The organism is Pedobacter sp. KBW01, assembly GCF_003852395.1.
Taxonomy (GTDB): domain Bacteria; phylum Bacteroidota; class Bacteroidia; order Sphingobacteriales; family Sphingobacteriaceae; genus Pedobacter.
The window spans coordinates 1-16,777 of sequence record NZ_QAJQ01000044.1; the positions used below are offsets into that span (position 1 = coordinate 1).

Sequence of the window (16,777 nt, forward strand, 5' to 3'; positions counted from 1 at the left end):
GTTTCGAACACTCCTAATTACAAATCCAGACCAACGTAAAGAGTTGTCAACTTTAATAACCAGTTCGTTAGAAAGGTGACAACTCTCAACCTAAAACAAATTCCTGATGATATTCTGGTATGGCTACATGCTTAAAGCCATGATCTTTTAACCGGGAGGCGAAATGCTGCTGCACCTCGTATTCTCCATGTACCAAAAACAATTGTTTCACTTTTGCAGGGTCCTGAGCAGATAAGAAACGTAACAAATCTTCATAATCGCCATGGGCACTCATGGATTTTATGGCGCGTACTTCGGCTTTAACTTCGTACTTATCTCTAAAAATATCTACCACCTTTTGGCCGGCAATTAACTTCCCACCCAGAGAGTTTGGCTCGCAATAACCCACCATTAAAATGGTATTTTTAGCATTGCCAATATTGTTGCGAATGTGGTGTTTTACACGCCCCGCCTCAGCCATACCCGAGGCAGAAATAATTACGCATGGTCTGGCATCTTCATTTAAAGCTTTCGATTCTTCTACGCTTTCAACAAAGCGCAAACCTTTAAATGCAAAAACATCATGATCGATTTTTAGTGTTTCTTTAACCCCGTTGTTATATACTTCGGGATGGTTTTTCAGAATTTCAGTTGCTTTTGACGAGAGCGGACTATCTACATAATAGGGCACATTGGGCAATTTACTTTTTAGCTCTAAACCGTTTAAAGCATAAAGTAGCTCCTGGGTGCGCCCTACGGCAAAAGCCGGAATAATAACCTTTCCCTTTTTAATATTACAGGTATTGTTAATGATTTCCAGCAACATGTTTTCAATCGGATCGAGATCTTTGTGCAACGAATCGCCATAGGTAGATTCCATTAAAATGTAATCGGCTTGATCAAACTGTTGCGGACTTTTTAAAAGCAAATCGCCATAACGCCCCACATCGCCCGAAAAGGTAATTCGGGTTGGCTTTCCATCTTCAGTAATGGTTAAATGCACAGCAGCGCTACCTAAAATATGACCGGCATCGGTAAATTTTAAACGGATCCCAGGTTCAATTTCAAAATCCTCTTCGTACTCCACAATTTTCATCTGGCTTACCGTTTGCACTACATCATCTTCGGTATAAAGCGCTTCTTCCATTTCTTCACCATGGCGCAGGTGGCGATTGGCAAATTCAGCATCCTGCTCCTGTATTTTAGCCGAATCCATCATCAAAATACGGGCAAGATCCATCGTAGCCGAGGTGCAAAAAATCTTTCCGCTAAAACCTTCAGCAACCAATTTGGGCAATAATCCGCAATGATCAATATGCGCATGCGATAAGATCATGTAGGTAATCTTTTTGGCATCGAAACCAAAATAATCGTTCAATTTATCGGTAACCTGTCCCATTCCCTGGAAAAGGCCACAATCTAGTAGTATTTGGGTGTTATTTTTTAAGGTAATAAGATGCTTACTCCCTGTAACTGTACGGGCAGCACCATGAAAGGCAATTTTCATTTAGGTGGTGGTTAGATTATACAAGAATAAAAATGCCGGATATTTCCGGCACTTCCAATTCTTTAAGCATTTATTTCTGCTATTTTATCTTTAACCTTATCGGCAGCGCCTGTGGCTTTATCTGCCAGACCTGCCAGTTTATCTTTTGAGGCATCTAAAAGATCGGCGAAAAAGTCTGATACCTTGCCTTTAAGATCGCTGGTCGAATCTGATGATAATGCCAATGCGATGGTTGCCCCTAATGCTGCTCCGGCTAAAACGCCTACTATAATTTTTGTCTCTTTTTTCATGATATTAGTGATTTACTTATTAAACATATTTAATGAAAAGGTGTTTTAATTTTTTTAATCTACAGCGTTTCAAACAAAAACCAATCCACAATGAAAAGCATATTCTTTATCGATTTAGATAATACCATTTATTTTACCAAACCGAACGAAGAACAGTTAATGGGCGAATTGTACTATTTTTTAGAACAGCAGGATCTGGGAATTAGTAATGAAGCCTTTGCGTTGGCTAAACAGGAAATGCTGCGCATACCTTTTCAAAAAGTAGCTAAAAAATATGGTTTCAGAGAAGAAGCAATGCCCAATGTACTGGCATATTTGCGGAACAGGGAAGTAACTCAACCCTTAAAACCCAGCAATGAATATCCTTACATCAAAAATTTAAACGGCAGAAAATTTATTGTAACTGCAGGTTTTACGAAGCAACAAAACTCAAAAGTAAAAATGTTGGGTATTGCTGCCGACTTTGAAACTGTATATGTTGTTGATGTATCGGTAAGCAATAAAAAAGAGGCTTTTGAAAAATTGATTGATCAGCATCAACTAAATAAAGAAGATATTTTAATTATTGGCGATGATGCCGAATCGGAAATTAAATTTGGTTTGGAGCTGGGGATCGATACTTTTCTGCTCGACCCTGAAAATCTGCATTCCGACGCAACAAGTACTTTCAGGGGTGTTGATTTGAGTAAGTTGCCGGCTGCAGCAGGGCAATAACACGATGACTTATTACAAAAAGCCTAACAATATTCTAATCTTTAACATTAACCAAAACCGTTACTCTTCTTGATGTTTTCTATACAATATGCTGAAGGGTTTAGATATTTAATCAGCCTAAAAAAAGTTTACAACTAAATTTAGCACTACAGCATGGTAGATTATTAGCATCTTAGCTCAAATTTATTTTTTGCACTTAATTAAAAATACTTAGTTTTATCTCACAGCGAAACTAAAAAATGGCGATTAAACCTCTTCCGAATGAAAAAGATTTGCTTTTGGAAATAGCAAAAGGCGATGGAATTGCATTTGCCGAATTGTTTCGTGCATACCATGGTCCTTTAATCAAATATATTTACACCTTGCTTGAATCGGTGGAGATCTGTGAAGAGATTGTACAAGATGTATTTTTGAAAGTATGGGAAAACAGAGCAACATTACCTAAACTGGACAGGTTTACCTCTTATCTTTTTATTTTAACACGGAATTATGCCATAAGTGCCATCCGTCAAATGGTTAAAGATAAAAAACATAGCCAGTTGTATGCAGAAGAAGTATTAAACCTTAATGAAGGTGAAGAAACTTTTAATGTAGACCAGGAATACCAGAATATTCTCATCAAAGCAATTGCAGAATTACCTCCATCTCAACAAAGAGTGCTGCAGCTTCGCCAGCAGGGGTTAAAGAGCCGGGAAATTGCAGGAGAAATGGGGATATCTATTGAATCTGTTAAAAAATACCAGCAATGGGCAACCAAATCGGTATCAAAGTTTCTAAAATTACATACTGCCATAACTATTTCTGTTATTCTAAGCATGAATTAAGCCCCTTTTTTCAAGCTTATTTTTTTTTACTTTTTTATATCCCGTTTTTTGTTTTTCTGCGTCTTTAGTAAAGATTCTCCGAAATCCTAACCAAATATGACTGAAAACCAAAGATTGAATTTTTTATTCGATCGGCAATTGCATCACTTAAATTCTGCCGGGGAAAAGGAAGAATTTCTATTGCTGATGGCCGATCCGAATAATGAAGAGCAGGTTAAACAATTACTTAACAGCTATTGGGAAGAGTTTGATGAAAATGAATTTAGTCCTGCTGTTTTCCTGTTTGGCGATGGGGAAGAAATCCTCACTAAAATACAAAGTAAAAATATTCATTCCTTACCACAATCTCCGCGAAGGCCGAAACTTTGGATAGGAATTGCTGCTGCACTGGCTATCATTATATTCGGCGCCAGCCTGTTTTATTTAAAGCAAAATACCGGTTTAGCCAGACTAGCCGATACAGACACACATATTATACCTGGTACAACAGGAGCAACACTTAAACTGGCAAATGGCAAAACAATCAAATTATCTGACGCAGTAAATGGTGAGCTTGCAAATGAAGCTGGCGTAACCATTACCAAAACTGCAAACGGCCAGTTAGTTTATGAAGTAAAAGGGACTACACGTCCGGACCAAATCAACACACTCTCTACCAATAACGGGGAAACCTATCAGGTTCGATTGCCTGATGGTTCCCTGGTTTGGTTAAACTCTGCATCCAGTCTTTCTTATAGCACCGCCTTGATCCATTCCGGGAAACGATCTGTTAACCTGAGTGGAGAAGCATATTTCGAAATCTCGAAAGATAAAAAGCATCCTTTTGTTGTTAAAACCGGCAATCAGGAAGTGGAGGTGCTGGGTACACATTTTAATGTAAACGCTTACGACGATGAATTAACTGCAAAAACGACATTGCTGGAGGGAAGTGTTAAAATTAAAAACAAGGTGAATCAAAAAGTTATTACCCCTGGCGAACAGGCAACAGTAAGTGGCGAAGATATTTCGGTTAATAAAGTAAACACAGAATATGCCATAGCCTGGAAAAATGGAGTTTTCCGTTTCACTGATAAAACACTGGAAGCCGGAATGCGTGAAATTGCCAGATGGTACAATGTTCAGGTTACCTATAAGCGACCCGAATTGAAAAATGAACTATTGGGCGGCCGGATTTCCAAGTATGCCAACATTAATCAGGTATTAAAAAAAATGGAACTAGCCAATGCCTTTAGGTTTACGGTAAAAGGGCGGGAAATCATTGTTGAATAACAAGAACCAATTAAATAATATATCAACTAATCAATTAAAAAAACCAAACATGAAGAAAGCAAATTACCATTAACAGAAAGCTCCTTTCAGGTACGGTTAAAATAAAAGCTGGAAGTGCGACCAACACCTCCAGCAAATGACTTGCCTGAGTAAAACTAGCTTGCAAACTATTTTTTTGACCTAAAACAAGACAACCAAATGTATAAATTTTACCTAAGAATATTAGGCCCCTATTCCTGTGTACCTAAAATCCTGCGAATTATGAAATTAACGACGTTATTACTCATTGTAACGATCATGCAGGTCAGTGCTGTCAGCTATGCACAAAGACTAACATTTAAACAACGAAACGTAAGTATCGTCCGGGTATTTGAAGAGATTGAGAAACAGACGGGTTACGACGTTTTTTACCTTCCGAAAGTATTAAAAACGAATCGAACCATCGATGCTGATTTTAACAATACTTCATTAGACCAGGTAATGAAGGTTTGCCTGATGAACCAATCGCTTATATTTACGATTGACGAGCGGACAATCGTGATTACCAAAAAAGACCAGCCAGTTCCAGATCAAAGGCCGGCAATGCCAAAGCCCGTTATTGAACAAGCAAAGTATAAGGTTAGCGGAACGGTTAAGGATGAATTAGGCTTGCCCATTTCAAGCGTTACTGTACGCATACTACATACTAAAAATGGTGTTTTAACAGATTTGAACGGGAAATATGCCATAGATGTTGAAGCTACTGACTCGCTAGAATTTATCTATGTTGGATATAAACGGGTTGAGGTACCTGTTCGAAACAAAGTGGATATCGATATTACTTTGGAGCCAGAATCGGGAAGTCTGAACGAAGTTGCCGTTGTGGGCTTTGGACGACAAAAAAAGATAAGTGTAGTGGGAGCCCAAGCTACCATAAAGCCCGAAGAGCTCAAAATCCCGGTAAGGGATTTAACCTCGGCACTGGCAGGACGCCTTGCCGGTGTAATATCTACGCAACGCGGTGGAGCTCCAGGCGCAGACGGAGCCAATATTTTTATTCGTGGTATTGCAACTTTTGCCAGCAGCCCTCAATCCCCACTACTTGTGGTAGATGGTGTTCCCGACAGGCCTATTAATAACATTGACCCTGAAGATATAGAAAGTTTCACCATATTAAAAGATGCAACAGCTACCGCTGTATATGGTACAAGAGGTGCCAACGGCGTAATCCTCATTAATACCAAAAAAGGTAAGCTAGGAAAACCGAACATCAATTTCGAGTTAAACAGTTCGCGCTCAAAGTTTACAGAGCTTCCGAATTTTATAGATGCGCCTACCTTTATGACCTTGTATAATGAGAGTTTATCCACCAGGGGAAGAACGCCACAATATGATCCGGCTGTTATAGCTAAACATGCCAGCGGAGAAGATCCTGATTTATACCCTAACGTGAATTGGTATGATTACCTGTTTAATGATTTTTCGAGTGCCAGCAGGGCCAATCTGAATGTAAGCGGGGGCATAGATGCTGCCCGATATTATGTATCAGCTGGTTACTACACCGAAAAAGGGATGTTTAAACAAGCTGAAGCACAATCTTTTAATTCGACACTGAAGCTGGATAGATTTAATTTTAACAGTAATGTAAGTGTTAAAGTAACCAAAAGTACCAATCTGGAACTTGGCATTAACGGATTTATCACCAATTACAACACGCCATCAGCTGGTGTAAATGCCATTTTTGATTACGCCACTCAACAAGCTCCCCATGTTGTACCCCCTATTTATTCAAACGGCCAGTGGCCTAAATATCCTGGTGTTCCATTCAACCCCTACTACTACCTTGTGGCAAACGGCTATTCAAACACCTATTCAAATACTGTTAGGAGTAACATTAAAGTAACCCAGGAACTAGATTTTCTAACAAAAGGATTGTCTTTTTCAACCATGTTTGCCTTCGATGCTGTTAACGGAAGCAGCTTAACCAGGTCAAGAACCTTACAATCTTACCTGGCCACTGGCCGCGATGCTAACGGCAAGCTAATCACCAGAATTGCAGAAACAGGTTCTGATGTATTGGGTTTTTCGGCCGATCGCAACAGTAACAGAAGATTTTATACCGAAACTTCCCTTAACTATTCAAGAAAATATGGCAATCATGATGTTTCCGGCTTATTTCTTTTCAATCAATCAGACTATGTAAATGGAAATGCAACCGATCTGATCAATTCTATACCATTCAGGCAGCGCTCGCTGGTAGGAAGGGCTAATTATGGTTATAAAGATAAATATTTTGTTGAAGCCAACTTTGGTTATTCAGGATCTGAAAACTTTGTTCCAAGCAAACGTTTTGGTTTCTTCCCCTCAGTTGGTGCTGGCTGGGTAGCTTCAAATGAGAAGTTTTTTGAACCCGTTAAAGACATTGTATCTTACCTGAAATTCCGCTATACCTATGGTTTAACAGGCAATAGTAATACCGGTTCCCGCTTCTTGTTCTTATCTACTTTAGGCGATGCATTTTCGTATACTTTCGGTATTCCGGGGGCAGACAGGGCTTATACCGGCTATCAGGAAAACCGGATTGGTAGCGAAGTGCAATGGGAAACCGGTTTCAGACACAACCTCGGTGTTGAAATCAATTTCTTAAAAGATGATCTTCAACTGATTGTGGAGTTGTTTAAAGAAAAGAGAAACGACATCTTACTTCAAAATTATACTATTCCTTACATTTCCGGCTTCACAAACACCAATATCCCTTATGTAAATGTGGGTAAAACAGCGAACCGTGGTATCGATCTGACTTTAAGCTACAACAAGAGCTTCAGAGATGGCTTTGTAACTTTCAGGGGAACCTTCAACATGAATGAGAACAAAAACATTTTTGACGGTTTACCTCCATGGCAATACTCGTGGCTTAACCGTACCGGACACGCCATTGGTCAGCGTTTTGGTTATGTAGCCATGGGATTATTTAAAGACCAGAATGAAATTGATAACGCACCTACACAAGCAGGCGATGTACGTCCAGGTGATATCCGCTATAAGGATTTGAATGGAGATGGCATCATTTCCTCATTTGACCAGCAAGCCATAGGCTACGGTAGTACTCCAAGAATTTTATATGGTTTAAACGTAGGCGCGGGTTACAAAGGATTTGACCTTGTACTTTTCTTCCAGGGTGCAGGCCAGGTTGATTTCAGTTATAATGGTGGTACAGGCACAACGCCTTTCTCTCAGGGAGCTACTTTCGGAAACATGTACACCAAGGTAACTGATCGCTGGACCGTAGAAAACCCTAATCCAAATGCATTCTACCCTCGCTTATCTACCAATCAGGATGTTACCACAAACTATTATTCGAGTACCTGGTGGGTAAAACGTGCTGATTACATCCGGTTGAAAAGCGCAGAAGTGGGTTACACCTTTGGAATAAAAGCATTGAGCAAAGTTGCTATTAAAAAGTTGAGAATTTATGCCAATGGTACCAATCTGGTAACTTTTTCAAAATGGAAGTTTTGGGACCCGGAACTAGGAGATGGCCGTGGCGCATCTTATCCAAATACTACAACTTTCAACTTAGGTTTACGTGCTAATTTTAACTAATTATGAAAAACACATTCGCAAAAAAATTAATTCTGGCCCTACTGATACCTTTTCTTTTCCTACCTACAAGCTGTAAAAAAGGATATTTTGATACCGTACCAGATAATATCAATACCATAGATAAAGTATTTTCGAACAGAGCCAATACCGAACGCTGGTTCTTTGGCCTTTATGCAGGTATAGAAGATATATGGGATCAACCTTACGGCTTTCAGTATGCAGGGATCAGCGATGAACTGGAATATGCCAACTGGGGCACAGGTAATGCCCTAACCATCAATTCGGGAGCAGTTACCAGCGATAATTCGCCAACACGCTTTGAAACATACTACCAGTTGATCCGGAACATTAACATTTTCCTGGAAAGAGTGGATGAGTGTAAAGAGCTTTTAGAGCAGCAAAACGGCGAATCCATTGTAAAGGAATATAAAGGAGAAGCACGTTTTTTAAGGGCTTATTATCATTGGTTATTGATGAAAGAAGTAGGCCCTGCAGCCATTGCCCCTTTAGTTTCGGGCTTACCAAATGATAACTTTCAAATTCCAAGAAGTTCATGGGACGAATGCGTAAAGTTTGTGCTGAATGAAATGCGTGCATCTGAAGCCAACCTTACCAGTTTGCACCTTACTGGTTCCAACACCGTCGATGATTATCAGGTAGGCCGAATTACCGTACCTATAGCAGCTGCAATTGAAGCGCAGGTTTTACTATCACATGCCAGCCCATTATTTAACGGAAATTCAGAATTTGCAGACTGGAAGAACTTTGATGGAAAGCAATTATTTAATCAAACTTACGATCCTACCCGTTGGCAGGCCGCTGCTGAAGCGATGAAACGAGCTATTGATCTGAACATAGCCCAGGGTCGTAAACTTTTTATAAAACAAAATGCCAACTTATTTCTTCAGGGATTTAATTCAACCAGAGATATGTTTTGGGATGGTTGGAAAGAAGAGGGCGTATGGCTAAGAAGGGCCAATAATGTGCATTCTGGGTGGTCTCAGCACTGTGCACCAAAAAATTCTCTGTCTGGCAATGGCTGGAATGGTATTGGTGTATTACAGGAGCTTGTTGATGATTTCAGGATGGTAGATGGCCGTACAATTAAAGAAACACCAACATATAGCGAAACAACGTTCACAAACACTTCAACGCCATATTATTCTACCGGTACAAATAATATGTATGTTGGAAGAGAGCCTCGATTTTATGTCGATGTAACCTTTAGCGGATCGGTAATACCAGTTGTACCTGCTGCCGGACAAACTTATGTCACCTATTTTTCTACGGCATCATCGGGCAAAAAAGCAAATGCCAGAGATTATCCAAAAACAGGATATACAGCCAGAAAAAACATCCATCCCAATACCAATTTAAGTACGGGCAGTAATCCGGCCCGCCCGGCTATGCTGATTAGGATGGCCGAATTATATTTAAGTTATGCCGAGGCTTTAAACGAATCGCAGCCAGGCCATGCAGATATATTAAAATACCTGAATGATGTGCGTACACGGGGAGGCATACCACAAATCCCGGCAGACCTCGGGCAAATAGAAATGCGTAAACAAATCCGCCTGGAAAGAAGAATTGAGCTGTGTTACGAATCTGGACTCAGGTTCTGGGATGTACGCAGATGGAAAATCCCAAATGAACCAGGTTCGAAACAAGGTGGCGATTTTTATGGCATGAACATGGATGCAGGCACTTCTTTGTCTGACCCGACTTTTTACAAGCGGGTAGTTGCAACCTCCAGAGTACAATGGCAACGTAAATTTTATTTCCTTCCCTATCGCCAGAATGAAATGGATAGGAATAAACAAATTGTTCAACTTCCAGGATATTAATTTAAACCGATGTTATAATGAAATTATATAAAATATTATGCTGTATCATAGCGGCTTTCACCGTTACTAGCGCTTGTAAAAAAGAAGAGGCATACCTTGAAAAATCAGACACCAAAGAAAATGCATTGGTGTATGTTTCCAGGCAGGCCAGTGCACAGAAAATTACAGTTTATCCGGCAAAAGACACCGTTGTGTCTTTTGATTTTGGTGCATCATTTGCCGCTGTAGGCTTGCCTTCAAGTAATATTGCGGTGAAATTTAAGGTAGACGACAAAGCTTTTGATAGCGTAAATGTTGTGCGCACCAGCCAAAACCTTACGCCCTATTTAAAACTCCCCGAAAATGCCTATAGCATTAGCGGGCTGGATGTAACCATATCAGGCGGGGCCATTACTTCTAATCTGGTTTCCTTAAAATACAACTCTAAAAACCTGGATCCCAACAAACTGTACATGCTACCAGTTAGTATTATTGATGCTTCAGGATATAAAATTAATCCTTTATTAAAAACTATGTTTATTACTACGGTGAAGTACAAAGCGCCAGAGATTCTTGCAGATAGAACAGGGTGGGCTATTACCGCATCAACAACGGAGGTAGGCGATGGATCGCTTGCCAGTGTCCTTGATGGTGACCTGACAACTTTCTGGCATTCGCAATACTCCGCTCCAGCGTCCTCTTATCCACATTGGATCCAGGTTGATATGCGTACTTTAACCAATGTAACCAGCATCTCTATGGCACCCAGAAATAACAATAACACCGGATTTACCAAATTTAACTTAAAAGGAAGTGTTGATGGAACTGTATGGACAGATTTGTTAACAGCTAAAATAATGGATCCTAACTTAAAATCTTTGCAGAACTACGAACTTGACGCGCCTACAAAAGTGAGGTTCTTGAAATTAGAAATGACAGAAGGGCCTCAGGCATATACGCATTTAGCCGAATTTCAGGTTTTCAAAGTAAAATAACACCAATAAATGTTCTTGTTAACTTCTTGAACCACAAAAGGAGTGAAAATAAGCATGACATAAAAAAAGTCCCGGTTTGCACCGGGACTTTTCCATCTATCCTCTGCCACCTCTCGATGGTCTTCCTCCTTCAGAGCCACTTCTTTCGCCACCACCACGTTGTTGCTGTTGTTGCGGAGCTTCAGATCTTCTTTGTTCTTGTCGCTGCTGCATTTGCTGTTGTTGCTGTGCTCTTTGTTGCTGCGCTTGTGCATCACGCTGAGCACGTTCCTGTTGTTGAGCTTGTTGCTGTTGTGCACGTTGTTGTTGCATTTGCTCGTTACGTTGCTGTTGCATCTGTGCATCACGTTGAGCTCTTTCCTGTTGTTGAGCTTGTTGCTGATTTGCACGCTGTTGTTGCATTTGCTCGTTACGTTGCTGCTGCATCTGGGCATCACGTTGGGTTCTTTCCTGTTGCTGAGCCTGTTGTTGTTGCGCACGTTGTTGTTGCATTTGCTCGTTACGCTGTTGTTGCAACTGGCCATCGCGCTGAGCACGTTCCTGCTGTCCACGTTGTTGATCAGCCTGTCCGCGTTGTTGCATTTGTATATCGCGTTGTGCTCGTTGCTGATCCTGACTCATGCGGTCTTGCTGGTTACGTTGCTGACGCATCTGCTCGAAACGTTGTTGTTGTTCCTGGCTTCTATCTACATTACCTTGTCCATTTCTGCCATCAATACCATTCGCACCATTACGGCTTACTCTTCCGTTAGCATCTCTGTTATAAGCTTCCCCCCTATTATTATTGGGTTGGTTGTTATTGTCGCGCCCTACATTGTTATCATTACGCCTGTCGGGTTGTACCGAACGGTTGTTGTCGTTTCTTGATCCGAAGCGGTTATCATTATTATCACCATTGCGTTGTTCGCGGGTAGCATAACCTTCGTTTCTGCCATTTCTGCTAATGCCTGCATTGCCTTGTTCAAATCTTCGTGGTGCTGCACTACGGTTATCAACCTGGTTACGTTCTGGTCTTGGTCTGTAAATAGATACTTCTCTACCACCTACCCGGCTTGCACCTGGCCTGTTGCTTTGCGCATATCTGTAAACAGTTACATCGCGGTTGGTTGCACGTCTGATATCCTCAATCCTTGGGCCACCATAATAACTTCTTCTGTTATACACATAAGTATTGTTAATGATGGTCGTATTACGGATATATACATTGTTACGGCCGTAATCATATCTCGGAAATGTGTTGATGTAGATATTGCGTTGTGGTATAAAATTCCAGCAGAACTCAGGCACTACATAACGGCGGCCAAAGCTTAAATTAATGCTAATGGTTGGTGCCATTGGTGCCCAGCCATAATAACCATCGCCACTTCTCCAGTCTACCCATGCAGGTCCCCAGGTGGTATCAGGTAACCAGATCCACTGTCTGTAACTGTTAATTACCCAACGACCGTAGTGGAAGGGTGCCCAGCCCCAATCGTAATTGGAAACCCAGGTATTTCCGTACTCGGTCATGGCCCAGCGGCCATTGCTATAGTATGGGCGGAAATCGCTCTGATCTACATCCGGACGCCAAACATAACCGTATTGCGGATCTTGTATCCAGGTGCCATAAGGCGAAAGCTCATCGTAGAAAGTTTGTAAAGAAATATTACCAGTGCTATAACCATCGTTCTGGTAATCGTCCTGGTAGTCTTGTGCCCTGACAAGGGTGGTGGTTCCGGCAAGGAGCCCAAAAAGCCCCAGCACAAGTGCCGTAAATTTCAGTGTTTTCATTTGTGTGTTTTATTTTTAATAACCTAATGTGTGTGTATCAATTAGAGAACCAAAAATTCAGAAAGTTTAATATGCGAGCATAGTTTTAATGTTTTCCGCGAAATATTGCCCTACAGGGCATATTTAACTCTTATTTAACGTTTTAAGCAAAGTTTAATTGTGCAGAAAATAAGTCAGCTAGAAATAAAATTTGCTACACCTGTGTTTACAAAAGAGATTATATTGTAACACTGTTAAACTTTAAAACTTAAATCCTATTTATTGTAAGTATTTTTGCAACATGCAAAAAGGCACTTTATACCTTATTCCCGTACCATTGGCCGAAGAGGTAGCACACAAAACGTTTACTCCTTATCTGGTTGATACGATTAATCAGATCGACACCTATATTGTAGAAAACAGCAAAACAGCCCGCCGCTTTTTAAAAGAAGCCGGATTGAAAACGCCACAAAAAGACTTAATTGTTCACGATTATGGCAAACACAACCGTAATGATTTAGGGCAATTTTTTACAGAGCTTACTGCGGGAAAAGATGTTGGCCTGATGAGCGAAGCCGGTTGTCCGGGTATCGCCGATCCGGGAGCAGATATTGTTGCCGAAGCACATAAGCGCGGTATAAAAGTAGTACCATTGGTTGGCCCCAGCTCCATCCTTTTAGCCTTGATGGCATCGGGCTTTAATGGTCAAAGCTTTGCATTTTGGGGTTATTTGCCAATTGATAAAGAACAACGCACCAAAAGGATTAAAGGTTTAGATTTATCGGCCAGCCGTTATAAACAGACCCAGATCTTTATCGAAACACCTTTCCGCAATAACCAGTTGTTTGAAGAGGTTTTAAAAAGCTGTAAGCCCAATACTCAGGTTTGCGTGGCTTGTAACCTAACTGCTGAAGATGAATTTATTAAAACCCAAAGTGTTTATAACTGGCGCAAAGAAGAAATAGATCTGCATAAAAAGCCAACTATATTTTTGTTGTATTAGGCGATTTAATGGTTTATTAGTCATTCGTTCATTGATAACTGTAAATTGCCTATTGTAAAACTGGTTAACCGGTTAATTGTTTAAATCGATTAACCAACTCCAAACTTGTACCTGGTTCATTGGTAACTGCAAATTGCCTATTGTAAACTGATGCCTTAAAATCTTTGTGCTTTCGTGCTTTGGTGGTAAAAAAATGACTGATATGCGGAAGTTTCGATAGCAACCTCTTTTAAAAAATCAAAACATATCCAAATCCCATTGGTTATTACTATAGCGCTCCGCAATTTATTCACTAAATTTTAGAGTTATGAAAAACATGGGCACACCAAAAAATAACCCAACAGTTCAGGGAAGTTCAATCGCAGACAGGGCTAATCATGACCTTAAAACCGATAAAAAAATACAAGGCATAACCAATGGGGGCGGACAACGGTCCGATCAAACTTCCAACAAAGACAATCAACGGAAGTACGATAATAAGAAATAAAAAAAGAGATGATCCTGGAAGATCATCTCTTTTTATGGTTAAACTATGAAAATTTTATTTGGCCATCACATTATAAAAGTTATAATCGGTCATCGGTGCCCCGGTAATCCCTAAATTATGGCAAATGGTTACAATTTGACCGCGGTGGTAGGTACTGTGGTTAAAGACCTGCATTACATATTCGAAATTTTGAAAATCGCAGCTAAACCAGGGGCTCTCTATCGGTGTATTTTCTTCAAACCTACTTTCGCTTAATGCAGTAACATAAACGGCAAGGTTTTCTGATTGCTTCAACAAAGTGTCAAAAACATTGTTTAAACTTCCATATTCGCGAAATTCAAATTCGGTTTTACTCAGTATTGAGTACCAATATTCCTGGGTTTGTAAAATATGAGCGAGGGTTAATTTTACGCTTTTAAAGCTCGATAAAACTTCCTGCTCCAATAATTCTTCCGGATGATTTTTTAACCAGTTTACCAAGGTTAAATTGGCCCAGAAATTATAGTTTGCATAATTTTTCATTAAATAAACAATAGAAGTTTCTTCTTTTGTTTCGGCGAATAATTGTTCTTGATTCATATCTTTTGCTTTAGTTACACAAAGAAAACACACCACACTGACAACCCTATGGCAGTGTAGTTTTTGAAAGAAAATATTTTTAAAATTCCTTATTTACCTCGAAAAAGCATTGTAAACAACCCTCCTACAACAGTTAAACATACAAAAAATAACAGACAAAAAGCGTATTCATGTAAATATTTAAATACATACACAGCTTTCATAAACCACAAAGCAATATGATTAAGTTTTCGTGTAAAATTCTGCTGAGTAGCAAAATTGAATGTAACAAGTTGTGTTACATTTGTTTTGTTATCCAAACAACCTAACTTATTACTTATGAAAAAATTAATTCAAACAATCGCTGTCGTAGCGATGATGGCTCTTGTAATCGTATCGTGTAAGAAAAACCAGGAAACATTAACCGACGAACCTCAGGAAACAGTAAAAAATGCCGACAAAGTATTGCAATACATTAAAGATCTGGGTTTTCCGGCCGAAAGTATTGTAGATAATGGAAATGAATTTGTTGTAGAGGAAGATATTCTGTTTCCAAAAAACATAGTAGTACCTTTTGTAACAGAAGGGCCAAAAACAGAGCAATATTATACCGGAAGTATCGTAAACAGCACCAATAAACTAAACGTTCGTGTTTTTATAGATCCATCCATGACCTCAATGACCAGCGAAATTAACAGTGGTATTGCCCAATGGAATGCTGTACCTAATTCTACACTTCGTTTTAATGTAGTAACCGCTGCGCCTTATGATATCCTGATTAAAGATGAAAATTTAGGCTCAGGCACTTGTGGCCAGGGACAATTCCCATCAGGCGGTAGCGCAGGTGCTTTGGTTAAGATTAACAAAAGTTATATTGCAGGCAATTCATTTGCCCAACGCGCCAGAACCATTTGCCACGAATTTGGTCATTGCATTTCATTCCGCCATACCAATTGGTCTGCCCGTGGCGAATCTACCGCTACAAACGTACCTGGCGTTACCGGAACCGATGCTTCATCGCTCATGAACGGCGGCCAATGCAATTCGGGTGCTACAGTATTATCGCAAAAAGATAAAGATGCTACCGCAGCTTTATATTAAGATCATTTTTTAATCAATTAACCTATTCATTTGGATAACAAAATAAGCTTGGGAGCAAAATGGCTCCTGAGCTTATTCTTTGGCCATAGCAATAATATCCTTCCCTTCCAAAATCCGTCTTTCGTTCTGGTGGTTTAAGGTGTGGATCATGGCATTGCTAAGCTCGGCCATGGTGCAAAAACCACTGGCGTAAAGCGCCCGGCCAATTGGGAACATCCAGTTGATATATTTATAAAATTTATGCGCATACTTTTGCCCAGGCAAGGGTTTAATAAAACCCGGTCGAAAATTAAAAACCTGATCAAAGGGTAATTTCATTAAATCATTTTCAGTCTTTCCTTTTACCTGTGCCCACTTCAAACGACCATTTTCATTGGTTCCACCACCAGAAACATAACAAAAAGTCATGTTGTTATTAAGTTTGCTTAATGTTTCAGCCACGTGCATGGTTAAGGTATAAGTCATTTTGTAATACACATCAGCATCGACCCCAACAGAGCTAATACCCAGGCAAAAAAAGCAGGCATTATAACCGCTCAACTGATTTTCTATTGCCGAAAAATCTAAAAAATCGGCATGGATAATTTCTTTCAGCTTAGGGTGTGCATAGCCACAAGGTTTTCGGTTAATCACCAAAATTGTATCTATCTGATCGCTTTCCAAACACCGCATTAAAACACCTTCGCCTACCATACCCGTAGCGCCTGTAATAATCACATTGCGCTGATCTCTTGCTTTTTCCATCGTTAACCTTTTTATTAATAGCCTAAAAATAAGGCTTTGTTTCGCATTTTATCATATTGAACGATAGTATTAATGTTATAATCGAGTAGGAAGATAGGGAACTAATCCCTATCTTCCTACTCGATTCATAATATTCTGAAAAAAATGAAAAT

General features: G+C 39.9%; 14 protein-coding genes. 9 read left to right on the top strand and 5 right to left on the bottom strand.

Annotated features, from left to right (window positions below; genetic code table 11):
* Nucleotides 1-85 precede the first annotated feature (85 nt).
* Both DBR40_RS26330 and DBR40_RS26335 read right to left on the bottom strand, forming a co-directional pair.
* Nucleotides 86-1,486, bottom strand: a complete 1,401-nt coding sequence (locus DBR40_RS26330; protein ID WP_124562710.1) for an MBL fold metallo-hydrolase RNA specificity domain-containing protein — start codon at nt 1,484-1,486, stop codon at nt 86-88.
* A gap of 62 nt (nt 1,487-1,548) precedes the next feature.
* Nucleotides 1,549-1,776, bottom strand: a complete 228-nt coding sequence (locus tag DBR40_RS26335; RefSeq protein WP_124562711.1) for a YtxH domain-containing protein — start codon at nt 1,774-1,776, stop codon at nt 1,549-1,551.
* 90 nt (nt 1,777-1,866) lie between these two features.
* On the opposite strand from DBR40_RS26335, the gene DBR40_RS26340 reads away from it, so the two are divergent.
* The 6 genes from DBR40_RS26340 to DBR40_RS26365 all read left to right on the top strand — a co-directional run bounded on the left by DBR40_RS26340 (nt 1,867) and on the right by DBR40_RS26365 (nt 10,983).
* Nucleotides 1,867-2,490 carry an HAD family hydrolase gene (locus DBR40_RS26340; protein ID WP_124562712.1) on the top strand — a complete coding sequence of 208 codons (624 nt, stop codon included), beginning with the start codon at nt 1,867-1,869 and terminating at the stop codon, nt 2,488-2,490.
* Between the two features lie 239 nt (nt 2,491-2,729).
* On the top strand, nt 2,730-3,314 hold the full coding sequence (locus DBR40_RS26345) for an RNA polymerase sigma factor (protein ID WP_124562713.1): 585 nt from the start codon (nt 2,730-2,732) through the stop codon (nt 3,312-3,314).
* Between the two features lie 96 nt (nt 3,315-3,410).
* Nucleotides 3,411-4,583, top strand: coding sequence for a FecR family protein (locus DBR40_RS26350; RefSeq protein ID WP_124562714.1), 1,173 nt, complete (start codon nt 3,411-3,413; stop codon nt 4,581-4,583).
* Nucleotides 4,584-4,844: 261 nt separating this feature from the next.
* Nucleotides 4,845-8,165 (top strand): TonB-dependent receptor, encoded by a 3,321-nt coding sequence (locus tag DBR40_RS26355; RefSeq protein ID WP_158674147.1) that lies wholly within the window; start codon nt 4,845-4,847, stop codon nt 8,163-8,165.
* A gap of 2 nt (nt 8,166-8,167) precedes the next feature.
* Nucleotides 8,168-10,009, top strand: a complete 1,842-nt coding sequence (locus DBR40_RS26360) for a RagB/SusD family nutrient uptake outer membrane protein (RefSeq protein WP_124562716.1) — start codon at nt 8,168-8,170, stop codon at nt 10,007-10,009.
* Between the two features lie 17 nt (nt 10,010-10,026).
* Nucleotides 10,027-10,983 carry a discoidin domain-containing protein gene (locus DBR40_RS26365; protein ID WP_124562717.1) on the top strand — a complete coding sequence of 319 codons (957 nt, stop codon included), beginning with the start codon at nt 10,027-10,029 and terminating at the stop codon, nt 10,981-10,983.
* Nucleotides 10,984-11,079: 96 nt separating this feature from the next.
* On the opposite strand, the gene DBR40_RS26370 is transcribed toward DBR40_RS26365, so the two are convergent.
* The gene (locus DBR40_RS26370; protein WP_124562718.1) at nt 11,080-12,753 is read right to left on the bottom strand and encodes a DUF6600 domain-containing protein; all 1,674 of its coding nucleotides are present in this window, start codon (nt 12,751-12,753) and stop codon (nt 11,080-11,082) included.
* Between the two features lie 280 nt (nt 12,754-13,033).
* On the opposite strand from DBR40_RS26370, the gene DBR40_RS26375 reads away from it, so the two are divergent.
* Nucleotides 13,034-13,735: an SAM-dependent methyltransferase gene (locus tag DBR40_RS26375; RefSeq protein ID WP_124562719.1), complete on the top strand. Its 702-nt coding sequence runs from the start codon at nt 13,034-13,036 to the stop codon at nt 13,733-13,735.
* Between the two features lie 307 nt (nt 13,736-14,042).
* Entirely contained in the window at nt 14,043-14,222 is a 180-nt protein-coding gene (locus DBR40_RS26380; RefSeq protein WP_124562720.1) for a hypothetical protein, read from the top strand.
* Between the two features lie 54 nt (nt 14,223-14,276).
* On the opposite strand, the gene DBR40_RS26385 is transcribed toward DBR40_RS26380, so the two are convergent.
* Nucleotides 14,277-14,801, bottom strand: coding sequence for a DinB family protein (locus DBR40_RS26385; protein WP_199748432.1), 525 nt, complete (start codon nt 14,799-14,801; stop codon nt 14,277-14,279).
* Between the two features lie 318 nt (nt 14,802-15,119).
* Between DBR40_RS26385 and DBR40_RS26390 the strand changes: the two genes are divergently transcribed.
* Complete coding sequence (locus DBR40_RS26390) at nt 15,120-15,881, top strand: M57 family metalloprotease (RefSeq protein WP_124562721.1); 762 nt, start codon at nt 15,120-15,122, stop codon at nt 15,879-15,881.
* A gap of 72 nt (nt 15,882-15,953) precedes the next feature.
* On the opposite strand, the gene DBR40_RS26395 is transcribed toward DBR40_RS26390, so the two are convergent.
* Nucleotides 15,954-16,625 carry an NAD-dependent epimerase/dehydratase family protein gene (locus DBR40_RS26395; protein WP_124562722.1) on the bottom strand — a complete coding sequence of 224 codons (672 nt, stop codon included), beginning with the start codon at nt 16,623-16,625 and terminating at the stop codon, nt 15,954-15,956.
* Nucleotides 16,626-16,777 lie beyond the last annotated feature (152 nt).